21 protein-coding genes and 1 tRNA gene are annotated in these 21,225 nt (G+C 46.1%); 8 read left to right on the top strand and 14 right to left on the bottom strand.

All coding sequences use genetic code 11. From position 1 onward, the window contains the following. Positions 1-67 precede the first annotated feature (67 nt). Positions 68-144 (top strand) — tRNA-Met (locus tag FD967_RS07290). A 235-nt stretch (positions 145-379) separates the two neighbouring features. Here the strand turns inward: FD967_RS07290 and FD967_RS07295 are convergent. The 4 genes from FD967_RS07295 to FD967_RS07310 are packed head-to-tail and all read right to left on the bottom strand — an operon-like array spanning position 380 to position 5,690. After that, positions 380-2,878 (bottom strand): DNA internalization-related competence protein ComEC/Rec2, encoded by a 2,499-nt coding sequence (locus tag FD967_RS07295; RefSeq protein ID WP_251369008.1) that lies wholly within the window; start codon positions 2,876-2,878, stop codon positions 380-382. A 4-nt stretch (positions 2,879-2,882) separates the two neighbouring features. Further along, positions 2,883-3,743 carry a TatD family hydrolase gene (locus FD967_RS07300; protein WP_215325321.1) on the bottom strand — a complete coding sequence of 287 codons (861 nt, stop codon included), beginning with the start codon at positions 3,741-3,743 and terminating at the stop codon, positions 2,883-2,885. Further along, positions 3,740-4,435 (bottom strand): ABC transporter ATP-binding protein, encoded by a 696-nt coding sequence (locus FD967_RS07305; RefSeq protein WP_215325323.1) that lies wholly within the window; start codon positions 4,433-4,435, stop codon positions 3,740-3,742. The genes FD967_RS07300 and FD967_RS07305 overlap by 4 nt, the downstream gene beginning before the upstream one ends. Next, on the bottom strand, positions 4,428-5,690 hold the full coding sequence (locus tag FD967_RS07310; protein ID WP_215325325.1) for a lipoprotein-releasing ABC transporter permease subunit: 1,263 nt from the start codon (positions 5,688-5,690) through the stop codon (positions 4,428-4,430). Before FD967_RS07310 ends, FD967_RS07305 begins: the two co-directional genes overlap by 8 nt. A 67-nt stretch (positions 5,691-5,757) precedes the next feature. Between FD967_RS07310 and FD967_RS07315 the strand changes: the two genes are divergently transcribed. The 4 genes from FD967_RS07315 to lysS all read left to right on the top strand — a co-directional run bounded on the left by FD967_RS07315 (position 5,758) and on the right by lysS (position 11,183). Next, entirely contained in the window at positions 5,758-6,717 is a 960-nt protein-coding gene (locus FD967_RS07315) for a hypothetical protein (protein WP_251369009.1), read from the top strand. Further along, complete coding sequence (gene recJ / locus FD967_RS07320) at positions 6,714-8,459, top strand: single-stranded-DNA-specific exonuclease RecJ (RefSeq protein WP_215325329.1); 1,746 nt, start codon at positions 6,714-6,716, stop codon at positions 8,457-8,459. The genes FD967_RS07315 and recJ overlap by 4 nt, the downstream gene beginning before the upstream one ends. Before the next feature lie 28 nt (positions 8,460-8,487). Beyond that, positions 8,488-9,592, top strand: a protein-coding gene (gene prfB / locus FD967_RS07325) for a peptide chain release factor 2 (protein ID WP_215325330.1) whose coding sequence is annotated in 2 segments (ribosomal slippage) — positions 8,488-8,568 and positions 8,570-9,592 — 1,104 coding nt in all. Because the reading frame shifts where the segments join, the coding sequence is not laid out codon by codon here. A gap of 34 nt (positions 9,593-9,626) precedes the next feature. Further along, a complete protein-coding gene (gene lysS / locus FD967_RS07330; protein ID WP_215325331.1) occupies positions 9,627-11,183 on the top strand; it encodes a lysine--tRNA ligase in 1,557 nt (518 codons plus the stop codon). A gap of 82 nt (positions 11,184-11,265) precedes the next feature. Here the strand turns inward: lysS and FD967_RS07335 are convergent, their stop codons facing one another. The 3 genes from FD967_RS07335 to FD967_RS07345 are packed head-to-tail and all read right to left on the bottom strand — an operon-like array spanning position 11,266 to position 12,545. Beyond that, on the bottom strand, positions 11,266-11,718 hold the full coding sequence (locus tag FD967_RS07335; RefSeq protein ID WP_215325332.1) for an OsmC family protein: 453 nt from the start codon (positions 11,716-11,718) through the stop codon (positions 11,266-11,268). A 28-nt stretch (positions 11,719-11,746) separates the two neighbouring features. After that, complete coding sequence (locus FD967_RS07340; RefSeq protein WP_215325333.1) at positions 11,747-12,232, bottom strand: isoprenylcysteine carboxylmethyltransferase family protein; 486 nt, start codon at positions 12,230-12,232, stop codon at positions 11,747-11,749. 40 nt (positions 12,233-12,272) lie between these two features. Beyond that, positions 12,273-12,545 (bottom strand): hypothetical protein, encoded by a 273-nt coding sequence (locus FD967_RS07345; protein WP_215325334.1) that lies wholly within the window; start codon positions 12,543-12,545, stop codon positions 12,273-12,275. A gap of 149 nt (positions 12,546-12,694) precedes the next feature. Here FD967_RS07345 and FD967_RS07350 point away from each other — a divergent pair, with 149 nt between their 5' ends. Together FD967_RS07350 and FD967_RS07355 are read left to right on the top strand one after the other, a co-directional pair. Then, positions 12,695-13,471, top strand: a complete 777-nt coding sequence (locus FD967_RS07350) for a ferredoxin--NADP reductase (RefSeq protein WP_215325335.1) — start codon at positions 12,695-12,697, stop codon at positions 13,469-13,471. 106 nt (positions 13,472-13,577) lie between these two features. Further along, complete coding sequence (locus FD967_RS07355) at positions 13,578-13,742, top strand: hypothetical protein (protein ID WP_215327275.1); 165 nt, start codon at positions 13,578-13,580, stop codon at positions 13,740-13,742. 19 nt (positions 13,743-13,761) lie between these two features. Here FD967_RS07355 and FD967_RS07360 read toward each other — a convergent pair whose 3' ends face one another. From FD967_RS07360 to FD967_RS07390, 7 genes are all read right to left on the bottom strand, one after another. Continuing rightward, complete coding sequence (locus FD967_RS07360) at positions 13,762-14,298, bottom strand: c-type cytochrome (protein WP_251369010.1); 537 nt, start codon at positions 14,296-14,298, stop codon at positions 13,762-13,764. Then, entirely contained in the window at positions 14,288-15,547 is a 1,260-nt protein-coding gene (gene soxC / locus FD967_RS07365) for a sulfite dehydrogenase (protein WP_215325337.1), read from the bottom strand. Before soxC ends, FD967_RS07360 begins: the two co-directional genes overlap by 11 nt. A gap of 88 nt (positions 15,548-15,635) precedes the next feature. After that, positions 15,636-16,628, bottom strand: coding sequence for a YeiH family protein (locus FD967_RS07370; RefSeq protein WP_215325338.1), 993 nt, complete (start codon positions 16,626-16,628; stop codon positions 15,636-15,638). A gap of 4 nt (positions 16,629-16,632) precedes the next feature. Continuing rightward, positions 16,633-17,352 carry a GntR family transcriptional regulator gene (locus tag FD967_RS07375; protein ID WP_215325339.1) on the bottom strand — a complete coding sequence of 240 codons (720 nt, stop codon included), beginning with the start codon at positions 17,350-17,352 and terminating at the stop codon, positions 16,633-16,635. Between the two features lie 9 nt (positions 17,353-17,361). Beyond that, entirely contained in the window at positions 17,362-18,534 is a 1,173-nt protein-coding gene (locus FD967_RS07380; protein WP_215307912.1) for a UxaA family hydrolase, read from the bottom strand. Positions 18,535-18,575: 41 nt separating this feature from the next. Continuing rightward, positions 18,576-18,857, bottom strand: coding sequence for an SAF domain-containing protein (locus tag FD967_RS07385; RefSeq protein WP_015421504.1), 282 nt, complete (start codon positions 18,855-18,857; stop codon positions 18,576-18,578). 33 nt (positions 18,858-18,890) lie between these two features. Further along, entirely contained in the window at positions 18,891-19,901 is a 1,011-nt protein-coding gene (locus FD967_RS07390) for an Ldh family oxidoreductase (RefSeq protein ID WP_215325340.1), read from the bottom strand. 357 nt (positions 19,902-20,258) lie between these two features. On the opposite strand from FD967_RS07390, the gene FD967_RS07395 reads away from it, so the two are divergent. Then, the gene (locus tag FD967_RS07395; RefSeq protein ID WP_215325341.1) at positions 20,259-21,176 is read left to right on the top strand and encodes a tripartite tricarboxylate transporter substrate binding protein; all 918 of its coding nucleotides are present in this window, start codon (positions 20,259-20,261) and stop codon (positions 21,174-21,176) included. The last annotated feature ends 49 nt before the right edge of the window (positions 21,177-21,225 follow it).

Raw genomic sequence — 21,225 nt, forward strand, 5'->3', positions numbered from 1 at the left:
TTTAAGCACCAAATTAAGGTATATCTCGACAGAGGGGGTGAAAAAATGGTAGAATTACAGCTTCAGACGCGGGGTGGAGCAGTCTGGCAGCTCGTCGGGCTCATAACCCGAAGGTCGTAGGTTCAAATCCTGCCCCCGCAACCAGTATTTCAGTACTAAGCCCTTAATTTTTAAGGGCTTTTTGCTTTTCTGGGATTTGGGATCCGCAAGCGCCCAATGCATACCTTTGAATTCTCCTCTTTGCTGTATCACTTTTAATTCGCTTGCAGCAGGTATTTCTTCATTGCGATTGATGGCACACCTTAATCCAGGCATTTATAGCTTCTTTGGCCTTTTCCATGACCTTTAGGCTGATATTTTGTCAGACGGGCACCAGCAGTCATTTACCTACTTCTATCGGATGGCGATGCCACAGCCTTTGCGAATACCTTCTCTGAAACAAGGGATCTTCATTTAACTTGTTCACGTTATAAAAATTCCAAACCTGTGCACCAGTAGTTGGTGTTTGATAAAACGGGATATTCATACTTTGGTATCGGGCAGTGACTGTTGGGTGTGGATGACCATAACGATTGCGATATCCGTTTTGTGCAAATGCCTCATCAGGGCTCAATTTCATCAATAGCTCTTGGGAAGAGGATGTTTTGCTACCGTGGTGTGGTGCCATGAATATTAAATACTTATCCTTTAAATGATTGAGGGCTATTTGGGTTAAGCGCTCAGTTATTTCAAACTCACCCTGTTTCTCAACATCACCCGTCAACCAGAATGAAGTGGTTTGATTGCGAACTTCCAAAACGCAACTGACTTCATTGGGCTTTCTAGGGTGCCGATCCTCAAAGACTGTCTGTGCATTTGGATGCCAAATATGAAAGTCCACCTCGTCCCATGACCATTGCTGACCGAAGCGACAGGGAATCGCAGATATTTTCCTTTCTTCTAAATTGGCGAGTAATTGATTAGTACTTGGCAAAGATCCCATCATGGAGTCGAAGCTGATTTCTTTAAGTAGAGTTGCGGCACCTCCAATGTGGTCGCTATCACTATGACTAATTACCATGCGATCAATGTGATTGATCCCCCTCCCCCTCAAGTACGGAAGGATGATTCTTTGACCAGCATTATCTTTTCCCTGAATGGGTCCGGTGTCGTATAGCAGCCGTTTTGTTTTGGTTTCAATCAGCACCGCTGTACCCTGGCCGATATCAAGTACCGTCGCACGAAACTCGCCTTTTCCCAAATGACTATTAGTCAGCGGCTGAATAAATAGGGTTACGCACAATACGAGACTCGCTATTCTTGACATCCAGCTCTCTTGAATAGATCCAGGACGAATCGCTATGATGATTCCGATCGTTGACATAGCCATTGCCCACCAGGCTGGCTGGCTAGACCAAGCGATTGACCATCTCCAGCTAGCCATCCATGCAAGCATGATTGCCAAGTAGTCCATCGTGGCATGCGCTGGTATCAACAACCATTTACCAATGAAGTCAGGCAACAAAGCGCCAGCAATAGCCAAGGGTGTCACGATGTAACTCACTACAGGGATAGCAACAGCATTTGCTAGTGGCGAAACGATTGAGACTTGATAAAACCAATACAAAGTCAATGGTAAAAGTGCGATGGTGACGACTGCCTGAACTCTGCAAGCTTCGCGAAGTGCTTGAATCACCCTATCTTTCCAGTGAACCTCCAGCTCTCTACCAGTAGGCAATCCCAGCAAACCATCAGAATCCTGCATGGCATACAAAATCGCAGCTACCGCTCCAAACGAAAGCCAGAAACCTGGCGTATAGGGTGCCATCGAATCAATGACAAGTACAAAAAATAGAGCCCACCACCAGATATCAAATGAACGAGGATTTCTGCCGGACCATAAGGCAAAAGCAACTACCCCCACCATATACATCGTTCGCTGCGCCGGAATCTGAAATCCTGCCAACCACGCATATATAAAGGCCGTCAAAAAACCTACTGCAGTAGCGACCTTGCCAACAGGAACCCAGAGTGGCAGTGTGTTACGAGACCAGAGAAACGTGGCGAGCATAGCGCCAAATCCAGCCAACATCGTTACATGAAGACCAGATATGGAGATGAGATGCCCAATACCAGTAGCATTAAATACACGCCAGTCTTCTTGATCGATTGCATTTTGATCGCCCATTACCAGGGCAGCAATCACTCCGCCATAACGAGCATCTTTTGGTAATAAGCGCTGAATCTTTTGCCTTAACTTCCAGCGCTGATACTCCATAGCTAGAGCAAATTCTGTCAGAGCAATATCCCTATCAAGAATTAATTGTCCTGACCTGACTGATCCACTGGCACCAAAGTCTTGATGAAATGACCAACGCTCAAAATCAAAAGTATGGGGATTAAGAGATCCATAAGGTCTTTTAATTTTGACCTTAAATTCCCAACGCTGACCCGGAATGACTTCTGGGACATCCTGAGGATTACGCCATGCGGGCTGCCAGATTAAATAGATTTGCGGGGGAAATGATTCAATCATCTCGCGCCCCAAAAATGCCTGATCCACCGCAAAAGAAAACTTTGCGCCGCTGGGAGCGCTTTGGGGTAAAGCGTTGACCCTACCCTCCAGCACAAGATCTTTACCCTCATACTCTATGGATAGGATATTGCTTAAACGATCCTGTGCATAATGGGCATTCCAAGCAAATCCCAAGGTGCAACAACAGACTGCCAGCAATAGGCCGCTAGCATGGCGATATTGGATCAATGAGCGATTGAGGTACAAACCCAATAGAGAAACGATGATGGTCGCCGTAGACATCCAGCGCCAATACTCTGGCACAGTAGGTAAAAATAGAAGTAGCGATCCCCCGGCGATAAACGCCGTAATGTTGATGCGCAAGTTCTTAAGAAGTGGATTGTAGGCTTGGGTTGTCAGTCATCAGGGATGACCAACGGGGGAATGCTTGCATGGCGTTTTGCCAAACTACTTTTGAAAATACTTCTTCACTGATTCCACGAATGCCCGCTAATTGCTGCGCAATTCTGGGGAGTAAAGCAGGCTCATTAAATAGACCGCCCTCTTCCTTTAGCCAGACTGGGGGGATATCCGGTGCATCAGTTTCAGTAACGATACTTTCTAGAGGCAGCTCTTTTAAGAGACGGCGAATCTGCAATGCTCGATCGTAGGTTGCAGCGCCACCAAAGCCCAACTTGAATCCCAGCTCAATAAATTGCTCGGCTTGCTGATGGCTACCATTAAAGGCATGTGCGATCCCGCAAGGAACTGTTCTTTTACGCAGAGCCTTAAGAATGGCATCCTGTGAACGACGCACATGCAAAATCACCGGCAACTGAAATTGCTGTGCCAAATCCAATTGCTTGTGAAAGAAAAATTCTTGCCGCTGAGGATCGAGCCCCTCAACAAAATAATCCAAGCCGATCTCACCAATACCCACAAATCGAGGATCATCTAGTGATTGCTCAATTTGATTTTTAAGGGCATCGATATCGCTATCTTGTGCGCGATTGATATACAGTGGATGAATACCTAGCGTGTAAACCAATCCTGGGATTTGATTGCCGAACTGGTTTGCTAAATTTTTAGCTGGCACCCAATCAGAAGCCTGAACCGTAGGTAGCAAAATAGCTTTAACGCCTTTATCAGCCGCACCTAAAATAATCTCTGGAAGAATATCTTTGAACTCCGGAGCATCTGCATGGCAATGGGTATCCACCCATGCAAGTTCTTTATGAGCTTCGCTCATTGTGCGAAGATCTTTAATACTCCGCGCTCTAAATGCAAAATTCGGTCACAACGTTTTGCGCGAATGGGGTCATGAGTCACGATCACAAAAGCAGTACCCTGCTCACGAGCAATATCTAACATCAAGTCAAATACGCCATCGGCAGTTTCGGTATCAAGATTACCCGTTGGCTCATCTGCCAGAACGCAAGAAGGATTACCAACTAGTGCACGGGCCACCGCAACACGCTGACGCTCACCACCAGACAATTCACCTGGCGTATGCTGTTCACGCTTCGCTAAACCAACCGCATGCAACATCGTGCTTGCTCGCTCCATAGACTCTTCATTACTCAAGCCACGGATACGTAAAGGTAAGGCGACATTTTCAACAGCACTGAATTCATCTAAAAGATGATGGAACTGGTAAATAAAACCCAGACTGTGATTGCGTAATTGATCTAGTTTGCTTGCCGGTAATTTGTGGAGATTCTGCCCAGCAAGCATCACAGTACCGGCACTAGGGGTATCTAAGCCACCCAATAAATGCAGTAAGGTGCTTTTACCTGAGCCAGAAGATCCTACGATGGCGACCTTCTCAGAAGTACTCACCTGTAAATCAATTTCCTTCAGGACATCGACAGCGGTGGGCCCTTTGCCATAGGTCTTTGCTAGACCTGATGCACTCAAAATGATTTGATTGGGATCACTCATAGCGCAATGCCTCCGCAGGCTGAACTTGGGCAGCTCGTCGACTTGGATACAGGGTGGCCAATACGGAGAGGCCAAAGGCCATCAAGCCCACCGTAACAACATCCGACAAACGAACGTCCGATGGCAGCTCACTAATAAAGTACACATCGCGTGGCAAGAAGCGCACACGGAAGATGGCTTCAATTGCAGGAACAATCACGTCGATGTTTAAAGCAATCAGGAGACCCAAGCCAACACCGGCCAAAGAGCCTAGTAAGCCAATCGCCAAACCTTGTACTAAGAAGATTCGCTGAATGAGTCCTGGGCTCGCACCCATCGTTCTTAAGATAGCAATATCAGCCTGCTTCTCATTTACTGTCATCACTAGGGTGGATACCAAATTAAAAGCAGCAACCGCAATAATTAAGGTCAGAATGATGAACATCATCTTTCGTTCAGTTTGAACAGCAGCAAACCAATTACGATTCGAGCGCGACCAGTCGCTCACCCACAAAGCTTGTGGCACAACTTGAGCCAATTCAGAAGCAATCTCTGGTGCACGCTGCATATCATCGACCTTCACGCGTAACCCAGATGGATCTTGTAGACGCAATAAAGCAGCGGCATCTTTCCAATGCATGATGGCTAAAGAGCTATCGTATTCATAATGACCACTATCCACAATGCCCACCACTTGTAGTGTTCGCATTCTAGGCATGGCACCTGCAGGAGTGAGGTCGCTCTCTGGCACGATCAAGTTAATACGATCACCAACCCGCGCCCCAACCATGTTGGCAAGCTGTGCGCCCAAGGCAACGCTAAACGCACCTGGCTTGAGATCCTCGATGCTGCCAGCAATAAACTGCTTAGGTAAATCAGAAACCCTACCTTCCTCGCTTGGCAATACTCCCCGAATAGATACGCCACGCATTACATTCTCGCGACTGAGTAAACCTTGCGAGCTGACCATCGGAGCGACACTCACAACGTGTGGCTGGGCAGCTACCTTGAGTGCTATCGGCTCCCAATTGGCTAAACCATCTGGGGCAGTAATTTCAACATGAGAAAGGACGGACAACATGCGGTCGCGCACTTCCTTCTGAAAGCCATTCATCACTGAGAGCACTACAATCAGGGCGGCAACACCCAAGGCGATACCTGCTGTGGAGATTCCAGAAATAAAAGACAGGAAGCCATCACGCTTACCGACCGTCTTGCGACGCTTAGATCGGGTGTAGCGCAGGCCAATTTCTAGCTCAATAGGAAGTCTCAACATACTTACAGTTTAGTGAATTAAACGAGCAAACTGATGGATTCTGTAAATGCCACCTAAAATCAGGGAAATGACTGCCAATTTGACCTCCCAAATAAGTTCTTTGCGACGCTTTACCCTGATGGTGTCGGGCGAAGATGCTATTGACGCTGGATTAGAGCGTGATACCCCACCCAGCGGACTTCCGCAGGAGCGCTTTCTACTAGGCGATCAACTGCCGATTGCCTCAGTCTTGCTATTGGGTCAAAGCAACCTAGCAGTTAACCCAAATGAAGCTATTGCCTGCCTACAACCAGTCCACCTTCATGCCACCCGGGATCATTTAATCCTGATGGCCCAAAGTCAGATTGATCTGACGGCAAATGAATCTGCCAGCTTGCTTCAAGTTGCCCTCCCCTTCATTGAAGAAGATTTTAGAAGCAAGGTGTTATTCCAAGGCCAGCGTGATTGGTTTATTTCAGCCGGTCCATTTGCTAGTCTTGCAACGCACTCTATTGATCAAGCGCATGGTCGCAATATTGATTGGTGGATGCCGCGCGATACAAACGTGACTGGAGTTGCTAAGCTCTGGCGCAAACTCCAAAATGAAATTCAGATGCTCTGGCATATTGATCCAGTCAATCAGGAGCGTGAACAACGCGGATACCCCAGCATCAACTCCTTATGGATTAGCGGTATCGGTAAACTAGCTGATATTCAGACTCCTCCATTGCTTGAGAATGTAGGCCAGATATATGGAGATCATCCCCTCTTAGCTGGGTTAGCTAAATACCTTTCAATCCCTCAACAGTGTGAAATTGATTTCTCAAAGCTGCAAAATGCCTTTGCTTGGATTGATCGTCCGGCGAGTATTTGGGATAACTTGAGAAGAGTGCTGTTGAGTAATGAGCTAGATGAAATCGAAGTGATCGATTTTCCCAAGGGTCAAACTCGCCACAGAATCTTCACAGCTAAAGACTTAAACAAAAAGTCATGGGCCTTCTGGAAAAAACCAGAACCCTTAACTTGGCAAAAAATTATTTCATCATGAGTCTATTCTCTCAGCGCCCCTTCTCTGATCGCGCAGCTAGCTGGTTACAGCAAAGTGGTCTGCACCCATTATTAGCAAGACTATATGCAGCTCGTGGCATTGATAAACCAGATGAACTCTCTTTAGATCTAAAGCAACTACTCTCACCAGTCGAGTTGAAAAACTGCATTAGTACTGCCGCCCTGCTAGCAGATATTTTGGAACGTAAAGAGTCCATGCTGGTGGTAGCCGACTATGACTGTGATGGCGCTACTGCATGCGCTGTTGCTCTGCGTGGATTGAAGATGTTGGGTGGGCCAGATACTCCCATTCAGTTCTTGGTGCCCAATCGCTTTACGATGGGCTATGGACTAACTCCAGAGGTGGTTGATCTTGCCGCTCAGCAAGACCCCAAACCCAAATATCTTATTACAGTCGATAACGGTATTGCCAGCGAAGCTGGAGTAGACCGAGCTCGCGAGCTCGGAATGGAAGTGATCGTGACTGACCACCACCTGCCAGGAGATCGACTGCCCAAAGCCACTGCAATCGTCAATCCCAATCAACCGGGTTGTCACTTCCCAAGCAAAGCGCTTGCTGGTGTAGGTGTTATGTTCTATTTGCTAGTTGCTTTGCGAGCCGAGCTTCGTCAGCGCGGCAAATTTACTACTGAAACTCAACCCAAGATTGAGAACCTATTAGATCTCGTGGCTTTAGGTACCGTAGCGGATGTGGCACAGCTTGATCGCAATAACCGCATCTTGGTTTCCAATGGTCTGAAACGTATTCGTGCAGGAGTATCGCAAGCTGGTATTCAAGCACTGTTTCAGGCAGCTGTGCGCGATCCTCGCAAGGCTAATACCTTTGACTTAGGTTTTGCCATCGGCCCTCGCTTAAATGCAGCAGGACGTCTAGCGGACATGACTTTAGGTATTCGCTTATTAATTTGCGATAAGCCCGAAGAAGCTATTGAACTGGCTTACGAACTCGATCGCATTAATCGCGAGAGACGCGTTATTGAAGGCGGTATGCAAGAAGCCGCTCTCGCCCATCTCGCTGAAGATCAATTAGCAGGAAGTATGGCAGAGCGTTCCAGTATCTGCCTTTGGAATGCAGAATGGCACCAAGGCGTGGTTGGCATCGTGGCCTCTCGTCTGAAAGAACGTTTTAATCGTCCCGCGATTGTCTTTGCTCCAGCCGATGGCTCTAGCGGGGAAGAGTTGCGTGGCTCCGGTAGATCGCTGACAGGTTTTCATCTGCGAGATGCCTTAGATATTGTTTCTAAACGTGAGCCGGGTCTGATTCTCAAATTTGGAGGGCATGCTATGGCGGCAGGTCTTAGCATTAGAAAAGCCGATTTTGAAAAGTTTGATACTGTGTTTCAGCAGGTTGCCAATGGCTTACTGAATGATGAATTACTAGAGCGTCGCCATATTCATGATGGTCCACTAGGACTATCTGAATTCACACCTGAAACCGGTGATCTCCTGGCTGAAGAAATCTGGGGGCAAGGCTTTCCGCAACCCATTTTTTACGGTGAATTTGAGATTGGTCAGCAAAGCCTCATGAAAGAAAAACATCTGCGCCTGCAGCTTCGTCCCATTGGGGACGGTCAACTGGCCAGCAAACCATTTACAGGCGTTTGGTTCAATCGGACCCAGCCCTTGCCAGCCAAAGCCAAGCTAGCCTATCGCCTAGTCACTGACCGTTTTCAAGGGCAGGCACGCGTACAACTCATGATTGAGGCGCACGACGAAGGCTAGGCTGTAATAACCCCCTTATAATCAGGGGATGGAAGCCGAACAACTCAACATTATTTCAAATACCCTGTCCGATCTGCTCACCCGTGAGCAAGCACTTCGGGGGTATCTTTGACTTCGAAGTAAAGTCACGACGCCTTACTGAAGTTAATTCTATTCTTGAAGATCCCACCATTTGGGATGATCAAAAGAAAGCGCAAGCCCTCGGCAAAGAGAAGAAATTGCTTGATGGTGTCGTTGCCACACTCACTGATTTAAATAGCAATATCACTGGTGCCCTCGAATTATTCGACATGGCTAAAGAAGAGAGTGATTTTGAAACGATTGGCGCTATCGAACAAGACGTTGAAAGCTATAGCAAGATCATTCATGATCTCGAGTTCCGCCGTATGTTCCATAACGAAATGGATTCCTGTAATTGCTTTATCGATGTTCAAGCGGGCGCCGGTGGAACAGAGGCTTGCGACTGGGCCAGCATACTTCTGCGCCAATACCTTAAATATTGCGAGCGCAAAGGCTACAAGACAGAAATCCTAGAAGAATCCGATGGTGATGTTGCCGGCATCAAGAGCGCCACTATCAAGGTAGATGGTGAATATGCTTACGGGCACCTGCGCTCAGAAACTGGTGTGCACCGCTTAGTGCGCAAGTCACCCTTTGACTCCTCTAATGGTCGCCATACTTCTTTTGCCAGTATCTACGTATACCCGGAGATTGATGACTCGATTGAGATTGACGTTAATCCAGCCGATATTCGTACCGACACCTATCGCGCCTCTGGTGCGGGTGGTCAGCACATTAATAAAACCGACTCTGCTGTTCGCTTAACCCACCTGCCCACCGGGATCGTGGTGCAGTGTCAGAATGACCGAAGTCAGCACCGCAACAGGGCTGAGGCGATGACGATGCTGAAATCACGTCTATATGAACACGAGATGCAAAAACGTCGTGCAGAACAGGATAAGCTTGAAGCCAGTAAAACTGATGTGGGCTGGGGTCATCAGATCCGCTCTTATGTGCTAGACCAGAGTCGCATCAAAGACTTACGTACTAACGTTGAGATCTCGAATACACAAAAAGTATTAGACGGTGATCTTGATGCCTTTATTGAAGCCAGCCTGAAGCAAGGCGTTTGATTCATTACTCCCATTCCAGTTATTAATATTCAATATGAACGATCCAGTGAATTCAACTCCTCACCAAGCTGCAGCTACTGAAGTTGTAGATGAAAACCACATCATCGCCGAGCGTCGCGAGAAATTAGCCAAGCTACGTGAAGGTGGCATCGCATTTCCGAACGACTTCGTACCGACCCACTTAGCAGCAGATCTGCATACTCACTACGACAGCCTCACCAAAGAGGAATTAGCCGCCAAGAAGGTGCATGTCAAAGTGGCTGGCCGCATGGTACTCAAACGGGTGATGGGTAAGGCAAGCTTTGCCACCATTCAAGATCGTAGTGGCCAGATTCAGTTCTACATTAATGATGAAATCAGTGGTGCCGATATTCATGGTGCATTTAAGCACTGGGATATGGGTGACTTTATCTCCGCTGAGGGCAATTTATTTAAGACCAATAAAGGCGAGCTCTCCGTTGAATGTAGCAAGCTGCGCCTGCTGAGCAAGTCTTTACGTCCATTGCCAGATAAGTTCCATGGTTTATCGGACCTAGAGACCAAGTATCGCCAACGTTACGTTGACTTGATCGTCAATCCAGAAAGTCGCAATACTTTCAGGGCACGTAGCAATACGATTGCCTCCTTGCGTCGCCATATGCTTGATGCAGACTTTATGGAAGTAGAAACACCAATGCTCCATCCGATTCCTGGTGGCGCAACTGCTAAACCCTTCACTACGCACCACAATGCTTTAGACATGCAAATGTTCTTGCGTATTGCACCAGAGTTGTATTTGAAGCGCTTAGTAGTGGGTGGCTTTGAGCGTGTGTTTGAAATTAACCGTAATTTCCGCAATGAGGGCGTGAGCCCACGACATAATCCAGAATTCACGATGATGGAATTCTATGCAGCCTATACCGATTACCGTTGGTTGATGGATTTTACGGAGAGCTTAATTCGCGCTGCTGCAATGGATGCACAAGGTACTGCTGTACTAACCCACCAAGGTCGTGAGCTGGATCTGAGCAAGCCCTTCCAGCGCTTAACGATTACTGAAGCCATCTTGAAATACTGTGGCCAGTCAAACAAGAGTTATGAAGTGGCTCAGTTAGAAGACGCTGCATTCATCCGCGCTGAACTGAAAAAAGGTGGCGAGAATCCAGACTCCCCTACACTCAAGAATGCTGGTATTGGCGCTCTTCAATTAGCGCTTTTTGAATTAGTTGCCGAGTCACACCTATGGGAGCCAACTTACATTATCGATTACCCAATCGAAGTCAGTCCTCTTGCCCGTGAATCGGATACCCGCCCTGGTATTACCGAGCGCTTTGAATTATTCATTACCGGTCGTGAAATTGCCAACGGCTTCTCAGAGTTAAATGATGCGGAAGATCAAGCCAATCGCTTCCGTAAGCAAGTAGAGCAAAAAGAAGCAGGTGATGAAGAGGCAATGTACTTTGACCATGACTTCATTCGCGCGCTGGAATACGGTATGCCTCCGACTGGTGGTTGCGGTATAGGCATTGATCGCTTAGTTATGCTACTAACTGACGTGCCTAATATTCGTGATGTGATTTTGTTCCCACATCTGCGTCGTGAAGAAGAGTAAGCAGTTCGAATATCTTTCTTCAGAAATCAAAAGCCGCAGACTTCAACCTCTGCGGCTTTTTTCTGAGCTACATCACGAGCAGTTAAATGGCTGGATATAACTTTACGCTCTCACTATCAATTACGGTCACATTAACCGGAATACCAAGACTCACGCTAGAGGATACGGTGCAGAAATCCTGAAACTGCGCCAATACACGCTCGAGATTCTCAAGGCTATTTCCCGGAACGCCAATCCGAATCTCTACATTGATGACCAATATACGTAAACGGTTTTCTGCGTTTCTACCGATTTCGCAACTGGCCTTCGTTTCGATTGGCTCGGGATTTTGCTTAAACTTTCTGAGCGCAAAGAGTAGCGAATCAGACAGGCAATTAGCTACACCTGCCAACAAGAACTGTGATGGTGTAGCACCTTGCGATCCTCCAAGGGGTGGCGGCTCATCTCCATAAATGGGATCACGCTCTTCGTTGTAATAAATCGCAAATTGATAATCGGCTTGCTGAACTAGTCTTACAGAGGGTTCGCCACTCATAAAAACTCCAATAACTTAAAACACCATATTAATAGATAGCAGGAATTAACTTTTTGACCCTAAGCTGATAGTCTCGGTAATCTGGAAAACGCTCTACCAGCCAGACCTCTTCCCGCCTCGCCTTGATATCAAATAAGAAAAATAGGCTAATGGCATAGATCAATACATAAATGCCGGGGAAGATGAGTAGCCAAGCAAGTGCTGCTAAGAGCACCCCAAAGTAGATCGGGTGCCGTACAAATTGATATAAGCCATTCTGAATCAGAACAGCATTCTCTTTTGGGCAAGGTAAAGGGGTGAGATTTTTACCGAGATTAATGACGGCAATTACCATGATCAAACAAGCTAGTAATCCAATGGCAATGCCACAGGATTGCAGAATAGAAGCAATTGGTTCTGAGCTGATTAAAAGAGAGCCTTTAGGGCCACATAAGAGAAGGCCAATCAGAATGCCCTGCACCACCACATACCATGCGCCTCTCGCAAAGATCGATTGATGTGGCAATGGACTCATAGTGTGGCCTTATTAAGATAAGATCACAGTCTATCTTGGTTTAGAGGTTCAAGGCCTGATTAAAGTGCTCATCAACACTACCTGCTTCTTGGGTCAACACCTGTTGTGCAATTAGGAAAACGCCTGAAACGAAACTAAGGCAAACCAATAGTCCAAAGGCGTGATACTGGTTCAAACCATTCCGATTAAGCACCTCCAGATAAAGGTCGCCATCAAAGGCAAGGTGGGTAGATAAGCTCAATAGAGCCACACCCAAAAATATCTGGATTACGCTCAGAAATAGGGACTTTTGGGCTACAGGCTTATTAGACATATGGCTCTTTCGATTGGGCATAAAATGATCATAGGGGGCTAGCCGGCATAAGTAAAAGACTCCCTTTTTATATGCTAAATACTTTTTTATCTATAGAACCATCCCCAGAATGAGGATAATTAGGATTTACACACTATTAACTAGTATTTATGGCCGCTTACAACACTGAAACTGTCCTCACCGTTCATCACTGGAATGACACCCTGTTTAGCTTCACTACCACCAGAAATAAAGGTTTACGCTTTCGTAGCGGCCATTTTTTGATGATTGGTTTGGAAGTTGAAGGCAAGCCATTAGTTCGCGCCTACAGTGTGGCGAGCCCTAATTATGAAGAGCATTTAGAGTTTTTAAGCATCAAAGTTCAAGATGGCCCCCTCACCTCTCGTCTTCAGAAGGTTCAGGTGGGTGACCCCATTTTGGTGAGCGAGAAATCCGTGGGCACCTTAGTGATTGATGACTTAAACCCAGGAAAACACCTCTACTTATTTAGTACCGGGACAGGGTTAGCGCCCTTTATGAGCATTATTCGTGATCCGGATACTTATGAGAAGTTTGAAAAAGTAGTCTTGATTCATGGTGTTCGTTTGGTAAGCGAGCTGGCTTATGGTGATTACATTAAAGAGGAACTCACTCAAGACGAATACATTGGTGAAATCATTCGCGAGAAATTAATCTACTACCCAACAGTGACACGCGAAGCTTTTAAGCACACTGGCCGCTTAACTACTGCGATTGAATCAGGCCAACTATTTAAAGATATTGGCCTACCCCCATTAGATCCAGCAGTCGATCGCGCTATGATCTGCGGTAGCCCATCGATGCTCAAAGAAACTGCTGAGATGCTTGATTCCAAAGGTTTCAAGGTGTCTCCTAGCCTTGGTCAATTAGGCGACTACGTATTTGAGCGCGCATTCGTAGAAAAATAAATAAGCTATATACCCAAAAGTAATTAAGTTATCGCTATATGTTTCTTGTAGATATATAGACACCTTGGTAAATTAGTCCTCAGAAGATATTTGCCAAGGAATTGAGATGTCACCTGTCCGAGAGTACTACAACCCGATTATTACGCAGTTATTGCGTGAGCACGATAGCTTGCCGCATGAGAATGTGGCTGAACGAAAAAACTTCCAACGCAGAATTCTGTTCCTAATGACTACTATCAAGATGGAAGAGCTTGAGGACTCTTACGCTTAAGAAAACTCGGCACTGATGCTTATCTTACGATTGGAATAAACCCATCTCGATTCGGCATCTTTACCAACGGTAATGACTTTGCATTCATTACCTCATCCTTTGAAACAATCTTATTCATATACAAGATGTAGGCAGTTAAGGCATACACCTGATCATCTGTCAGCGATTGCGGCGCCTGATGTGGCATGGCTCGCTTTACATAGTCAAATATAGTTGTAGCGTAAGGCCAAAAACTACCAACAGTTTTAACAGGCTTGTCTGTATTTAAGTTACCGCCACCAACTAATCGGTTAGCAATTCCGCCTTGCCCTTTGTCTCCATGGCAGGATGCGCATTTTTGCTGGTAAATGATTTCACCAGTTACAGCCGTACCAGATCCAGAGGGCAAACCTGCTCCACTTGGCCCAACATCAATATTCCATGCTTTGATTTGATTTTCGGTAACAGACTTACCAAGACCAACTGGTCCAGTAGCATAATATCCACTCGAGCAAGCCACTAAAACTCCAGACAATGCAAAAGCCAGAGTCAGTTTCACAAAAGATTTAACGACCATTTGTAATCTCCCCATTAGCAGCAACACGCCATGGCTGAATTGCATTGTTGTGATAGAAGCTATTCGGACTTTTTGCCTTTAATAAGGCCTCCATGCTTGGCTGAGTGTCACCACTAGAGTCAATCGCTCGACTCATGAACACAGTTGGTTCACCATTCCAAACCCAGGGATAGCGGAAGCGCACCAAAGATTTATCCATGACTGGCTCTTGCAAGATAGCATCAGCCCAAGACTTTCCACCGTCCGTTGATACTTCGACCCTTTTAATCTTTCCGTTACCAGACCAAGCAACGCCCGAAACTTCATAGAATCCCTTGGACTTGAGTTTCATCATGCCAGATGGTTGCGTGATGACAGACTTTACATCCATAGCGAAAGTAAATTGAAGGGCCTTGCCATCAGCTTGCAAGTCGGTATAAGCCGATGTTTCTTCACGAGTTTGCCAGGGTTCAGAGCCCAATTTAAGGCGTCTCAGCCACTTAATACTCATGTTCCCTTCAAAGCCCGGCAACAATAGACGCAGAGGATAACCCTGCTCAGCCCGCAACATCTCACCATTTTGGGCATAAACCAAAAGCGCATCATCCATCATTTTGCTCATCGGAATACTGCGAGTCATTGCAGCGCCATCAGCACCCTCTGCTAAGGCCCATGTAGCACCAGGCTGGACTCCGCATTCTTGAAAGATGGTCGAGAGACGAACGCCGGTCCACTCACAACAAGAAAGTAGCCCATGAATTTCCTGAGCGGTTTTACCGGTTGCCTTCTTTAATTCAGCAGCACTATTACCGGAGCATTCCAAAAAATAAATACGAGATTCTGACGGAAAACGAACGATGTCTTCCATGGTCAACATCAGGGGTCTATCAACCATGCCATGAATGGCTAAGCGATGCAGATCAGGATTGATATCGGGTACACCAGCATGATGCCTCTCAAAGAAGAGTCCATTTGGCGTGATGATGCCATGCAAATTTTGCAACGGTGTTCTGGACCCCGTTAAAAAAGTAGGTGCAGGAGACGGCAAGACTCGAACTACATTCTTTTCATATTTTGAGGGGAGACCATAAGGCGGATTGATAAAGGTGGAGCCCTGCACTTTGGTCCATGGGTCTACCTCTAAAAATTCACTAGCTGAGGCTTGAGCCAATGTGGTACTAGAGGCTAGTGCAGCGCTGAGTCCCGCGCCAAGGCCAGCAGAATTTTTTAGAAACTTTCGACGGCTAGGAAGATTGTCTTTATCCGACATAGGTAGTTCACCTTTTTAAAATACATACATCCTTTGTGAGTGCATTCCTTGAAGAATACCGCCAAAATAATTATTATTGGCAATCCTATTAAGCAAGATTGAAAATAAATATTAAGCCGATTGAAGCAATAAATAGGGTTTCCACTAGCAACATGACTACCGGTTGCCAACCTAACTTTGCCAACTCCTGAAAGTTTGTTTTTAGTCCAGCCGCACCAATAGCAATCACCAACATCCAGCGAGATACTCCCCCAATAGATTGGGTAACGGAGCTTGGCAAAATCTGCATAGATGCAACAACTGATAGCGCCACAAACCCCAATAAGAAGGTTGGTATCAGACGTAGGCTGCCCCAGCCTAAGGGCTGAGATGATTTTTCAGCACCAAAGAAAATAGAGATAAATAAAACGACAGGCAACAAAAGAGCGACACGGAAAAGCTTAACAACAGTCGCTACATCACCTGCCTCAGGGCCAAATAACATGCCTGCAGCAACTACCTGCGCCACATCATGAATGGTAGCTCCCAGAAAGATGCCTGCAGGTAAGGCAGTGATATTGAGCAACTGCAACGCGAAGGGGTACACCACCATGGCAATAGTGGAGAGAACGGTTACCCCAACTACTACAAGTAGAGTAAATCGCTCATTCTCTTTTGTTTTTGGCAGAACTGAAGCTACTGCTAAGGCCGCTGAAGCTCCGCAAATACCAACTGATCCGCCCGCAATCAATCCAAAGTCTGGAGACAGCTTTAAGAATTTAGCAAGGAAATATCCAAGGGCTACCGTAGCAGCAACTGCAAACATCACCATTAATCCGGTATTCAAACCGATTGCGCCAATATCAGCAAATGTAATCCGAATACCTAGAAATGCAACGCCCAAACGTAAAACCGTTTTGCCACAAAAATCAATTCCTGGCTTTACAGCCTCATTGAGATATAGAAAATGGAGCGACAAACCAATCAGTAATGCATACAACAACTGTGGGCCACCATAATTCTCAGAAAGAAAACTGGTCGACATAGCAATCACCAGGCAAACTAAAAGTCCTGGAATATTCTTCCGAGCAGTAGTCAACATAAAACTAAGCTACTAGCTCACTGAAATACTCATGTTGAGTAGTATTTAAAGTGGAAACGCGCCACTCTAGAGGCTCATCCTGAATGCCCAGTGCCACTCTTCTTATCACCAGGACGGGAGACTCTGGATTTAATCCAAGCCATTCAGCATGTTGCTTCCCTGCTAAGCCAGCACGCAAACGCTCACTACTTCGCACAACGGTCTGGCCATATTCCATTTGATACATCTGATAAATACTGCCCTTGCGGTCAATAAAGTCTGCACGGGTTAATTCCTTAAACCGCTTTTTATCTAGCGTGATCTGATCGATCATGACACACTGCCCTTCCAATGACAGGCGATTGGTAATCCTCCAAACTGGGGCACCTTCTTTTATTTCTAACTTACTCGCCTCCTCCTTATTAGCAGTGGCGCTATTTAAAGAGACTAACTCAACTTTTGGGTAAATCTTTTTCTCAGCATCGTGTTTAACAATGTGGAAAAAATAATACAAAAGTCTTTTGAGATCATGCTCAACAACATAGGTTCCCCTGCCTTGGCGTCGAACTACGATACCTTCCGCAACCAACTCGTCCACCGCTTTGCGCAGGGTACCTATAGATACATCTAACTCTTTTGATAAGTCCTTTTCGGCAGGTAACGCCTGCCCCATAGGATATCGACCCCTGACCAGATCCTCGGTAATCTTTTGCTTCACTTCCTCGTAAGCGGTCAGGTTTCTCATGCTGCAGTCTTATGCTGATTCGTATAAACGAGTTAATACAAACTCACGGTGACCGAGAATTTCAGAAGCAGTCAACTCACCATCAGCTGTGCGTTTCAAGCAATCCAATAGCTTATCTCCCGCCTGATCCATGTTCTCTTCGCGACGTAATAAGCCAGACACATCAACGTCGATATGCTCACCCATAGTACGAACAGTCTTTGGATTGGCGCAAATCTTAATTACTGGAAGAATTGCATTGCCGATCACATTACCCTGACCCGTTGGGAAGAAGTGGGCAGTAAAACCAGCTGCTGCGCACAGGGTGACCATTTCAGCGGCAGCTGATGATGAGTCCATAAAATGCAATCCAGGAATCTTCGGCTCTTCACCCTTATCCAGCACGCTATCCACAATACATTTTTTACCAATTTTTTGGATATTGCCCAAAGCCTTTTCTTCGATGGTTGTTAAACCACCTGCAATATTCCCTTTGGTCGGCTGAGAGTCAGACAGATCGCTCGTCTTATGACGCTCAATCACATCCTGGTAGCGATCAAACATTTCGCGGAACTTTTTCTTCACTTCAGGGGTACGGCAACGCGCTTCAACCAAATGCTCGCCACCAGTTAACTCCGTAGTTTCACCAAACACCATGGTGGAGCCAATTGCATACAACTTATCAAAAGCATCACCTACGGTTGGGTTTGCACCACATCCAGAGGTAGTATCGGATTCACCGCATTTTGTGGAAACCCATAGCTCAGACAATGGAGCGGAAACACGTTTTTGCTTAGATGCATGCTTCATCATGTTGTAGGCAGCTTTACTAGCGGAAGCAATGGTTGCTGTGTCGCCATTACCTTCAATCCAGAATCCCTCAACTGGCTTACCTGATGCCTTGATGCCATCAACGATAATTTTTGTCCACTGCGGTTCAATACCGATAACCACTACAGCAGCTACATTCGGATTGGAACCCGTACCAATTAAGGTGCGAAAGTGTAAATCCAAGTCAGCTCCGAACTGTAAACGACCATAGGAGTGAGGAATTGCCATCGTTCCTTTGATATTGTTGGCTACTGCTTCACAGGCTGCATTAGATAAGTCATCCAAAGGCAAAATCAATACATGATTACGAATACCCATGCGGCCGTTTTCACGGCGATAACCTAAAAAGGTCGCGTCTTTCAAATTAGTCATTTTTTATATCTTTCTCAATGAATAGGTAGTAAGGTGCCGGATTACCAGCGCTTAGTTTTTACGTTTTGGACGTGAAGGTGCTCGCCCTTTTTGATTGGGGCCACTACCTTGCCAATATCAACGCCGTATTTCATGACCGTGTCACCTGGTTTGAAATCGTTCAATGAAATTTTGTGACCAATCGGAATATCGCTTTCAGACTTGATATTCAAAGTAAGGTCGCCATCCATTACCCAACCAATTAAGTCAGTTCCGGCCTTGACACCCTCAACTACTACTACACCTACGCCATCTGCTGGCTCATGCACGACAAAGTGGATCATTACTATCTCCTCAATAATCTTGTTTATAAAAAACTACTCAGTCCATGACTGGCGAATGCCAGTCTGAATTTCTTCCACAACCACATCTGAAACTGTGACGCCACCACTAAATCCTGTAGCACGCTGCTTAAAACGACGCTGTCCAGGAAGACGAATTCCTGGATCGACACTTAAGACCTTGATGAAGTCTTGGATTCGACTGGCAAAAACAGATTTACCTGCTAAACCGGTATCAATAGTCAATATCAGCTGACCAATGCGCGGGCGATTGCCTTGAGGATCAAAAAAGGAATCTGCTTCATAAGAAAAGCGGCTTCCTGAAAGCCCGACGACCAGCAATTCAACGATGAGGGCAAGCAAAGCTCCTTTATCACCACCCAAAGGGAGCATTAAACCCTTTAAGCCTTCTTGTGGGTCAGTAGTTGGCTTACCATCCACAGTCAATGCCCACCCTTCTGGAATCGATTGACCATTTTTTGCCGCAACCAACAATTTTCCGCGGGCTACCGCAGAGAGTGACATGTCTATAACTAAAGGGTCGCCGCTGGCGGTGGGAAAAGCTGCGGCTAGTGGGTTAGTCCCAAAGATTGCTTTCGTACCGCCAACCATAGGCATCGCAGCTGGAGTATTTCCAAATAACAGAGAGGCGTAACCAGCTCGTGCCGCAGCCTCAACATAATGCCCTGCAACACCAAAATGATGACTATTGGTAACAGCTACCAAACCAAGACCATTTTTTGAGGCTAGATTGACAGACAGGTCGGTTGCAAACCGAAGTGCAGGAAAAGCCAGACCATCACACGCATCAACCAAAGCAGCCGCCGTTTTAAATGGACGGACGCTTAACTTGGGATCTAATTCAATGCGGCCATTTTTTGCATGCGCAGCATATTGGGGAACTCTCGCCAAGCCATGCGAGGCTAGCCCATCTAACTCCGCCAGCGCCAGAAACTGTGCGGTCTCATAAGCTGCTTTTGAATTGATCCCGGCAGCCTGAAGACCTAAATGTGCCAAGGCAAGAATCTCTGGATAGGTTAAGTTCATGATTGCCCCCTATGAATGAGGTCGCTCAAAAGCAGGGTTTTTCAGGGCTTGACTAGACCTAGCTTTAGGGAACAAAATAGCTAACATATCTGAATCATATAGATGATTTAGATATGTTGCAATACCCAATTCGTGGTGCGGTGCCAGGAGTATCTCGAAGTACCGCAGGATGGATGGAGGAGATAGAAGTATTGAATAAGCATATAACTATTAAGTAGCAGTCGAGTATATTTTTTTCATAGCTATATAGCTAAGATATAAAGATTAAATTACCACTGGAGGTCACCGATGTTTGGGAATAAAAAATATAATTTAAGTAGACGTTTAGTTTTACTAGTAGGAGCGCTCACCCTTGCTTTGCCTCAATTAGCAACAGCGCAATCCTGGCCAACAAAGCCAATCAAATTAATTATTCCTTTTGCGGCCGGTGGTACTACTGATATTCTTGGGCGACTCTTAGCCCAGCAGTTAACAAAAGATTTGGGGCAAAACGTCATTGTTGAAAATAAAGGTGGCGCTGGCGGCAATATCGCTGCCGAATTTGTAGCGCAAGCGCCCGCAGATGGCTACACCATCATGCTTGCCTCCGGAAGTATGCTTACCGTGAATCCTAGTTTATATAAAAAGTTGCCGGTCAACTACAGCAAGGATTTTGTGAACATTACTAATGTTGCTAGCGGCCCAATGCTGCTATCTGTTAGCAGCAAAATCCCCGTTAAGAACTTAAATGAATTTATTGCCTATGCAAAAACCAAAGATCTCAATTTTGGATCTGCGGGTATCGGTAGCCAGGTTCATATGGCTGGTGAGAACCTCACCTACGCAGCTAACATTCCCGCAACTCACGTACCTTACAAGGGTGAGTCTGCAGCCATTAACGATCTCGTAGCCGGTCAAATTGATTTCATGGTCGGTAATTTGACAGCTGCAACAGGGTTTGCAAAAACCGGACAAATTAAGCCAATTGCGGTTACTAGTTCAAAACGAGTTAAGCAGCTTCCTGATGTACCAACAGTGGCTGAAAGCGGTATCCCTGGTTTTGAAAGTACTGGTTGGTTTGGATTGGTTGCGCCAGCTAATACGCCCAAGGTGATTACCGATAAGATTTATGACGCTACCATAAAGGCAGTGAACTCGGAAGCCATGAAAAAGAGCTTGGATCTTAACGGCTTAACCCCGGTTATGAATTCTCAGAAAGACTTTGATGCTCAGATTAAAGCTGAGTTAGCCAATTGGGAGAAAGTGATTAAGGGGCGCAATATTAGCACTCAGTAATCATTGCTAGCGGGATATAAAAAGCGAGGATTCATCCTCGCTTTTTATT

Source organism: Polynucleobacter sp. JS-Mosq-20-D10, from assembly GCF_018687755.1.
Taxonomy (GTDB): Bacteria; Pseudomonadota; Gammaproteobacteria; order Burkholderiales; family Burkholderiaceae; genus Polynucleobacter.

Excerpts from the sequence above, each read along its gene's own strand:
- FD967_RS07300 (WP_215325321.1), bottom strand. The coding sequence starts at position 3,743 with ATGAGCGAAGCTCATAAAGAACTTGCATGGGTGGATACCCATTGCCAT.
- FD967_RS07305 (WP_215325323.1), bottom strand. The coding sequence starts at position 4,435 with ATGAGTGATCCCAATCAAATCATTTTGAGTGCATCAGGTCTAGCAAAG.
- FD967_RS07310 (WP_215325325.1), bottom strand. The coding sequence starts at position 5,690 with ATGTTGAGACTTCCTATTGAGCTAGAAATTGGCCTGCGCTACACCCGA.
- FD967_RS07315 (WP_251369009.1), top strand. The coding sequence starts at position 5,758 with ATGACTGCCAATTTGACCTCCCAAATAAGTTCTTTGCGACGCTTTACC.
- recJ (WP_215325329.1), top strand. The coding sequence starts at position 6,714 with ATGAGTCTATTCTCTCAGCGCCCCTTCTCTGATCGCGCAGCTAGCTGG.
- lysS (WP_215325331.1), top strand. The coding sequence starts at position 9,627 with ATGAACGATCCAGTGAATTCAACTCCTCACCAAGCTGCAGCTACTGAA.
- FD967_RS07335 (WP_215325332.1), bottom strand. The coding sequence starts at position 11,718 with ATGAGTGGCGAACCCTCTGTAAGACTAGTTCAGCAAGCCGATTATCAA.
- FD967_RS07340 (WP_215325333.1), bottom strand. The coding sequence starts at position 12,232 with ATGAGTCCATTGCCACATCAATCGATCTTTGCGAGAGGCGCATGGTAT.
- FD967_RS07345 (WP_215325334.1), bottom strand. The coding sequence starts at position 12,545 with ATGTCTAATAAGCCTGTAGCCCAAAAGTCCCTATTTCTGAGCGTAATC.
- FD967_RS07350 (WP_215325335.1), top strand. The coding sequence starts at position 12,695 with ATGGCCGCTTACAACACTGAAACTGTCCTCACCGTTCATCACTGGAAT.
- FD967_RS07355 (WP_215327275.1), top strand. The coding sequence starts at position 13,578 with ATGTCACCTGTCCGAGAGTACTACAACCCGATTATTACGCAGTTATTG.
- FD967_RS07360 (WP_251369010.1), bottom strand. The coding sequence starts at position 14,298 with ATGGTCGTTAAATCTTTTGTGAAACTGACTCTGGCTTTTGCATTGTCT.
- soxC (WP_215325337.1), bottom strand. The coding sequence starts at position 15,547 with ATGTCGGATAAAGACAATCTTCCTAGCCGTCGAAAGTTTCTAAAAAAT.
- FD967_RS07370 (WP_215325338.1), bottom strand. The coding sequence starts at position 16,628 with ATGTTGACTACTGCTCGGAAGAATATTCCAGGACTTTTAGTTTGCCTG.
- FD967_RS07375 (WP_215325339.1), bottom strand. The coding sequence starts at position 17,352 with ATGAGAAACCTGACCGCTTACGAGGAAGTGAAGCAAAAGATTACCGAG.
- FD967_RS07380 (WP_215307912.1), bottom strand. The coding sequence starts at position 18,534 with ATGACTAATTTGAAAGACGCGACCTTTTTAGGTTATCGCCGTGAAAAC.
- FD967_RS07385 (WP_015421504.1), bottom strand. The coding sequence starts at position 18,857 with ATGATCCACTTTGTCGTGCATGAGCCAGCAGATGGCGTAGGTGTAGTA.
- FD967_RS07390 (WP_215325340.1), bottom strand. The coding sequence starts at position 19,901 with ATGAACTTAACCTATCCAGAGATTCTTGCCTTGGCACATTTAGGTCTT.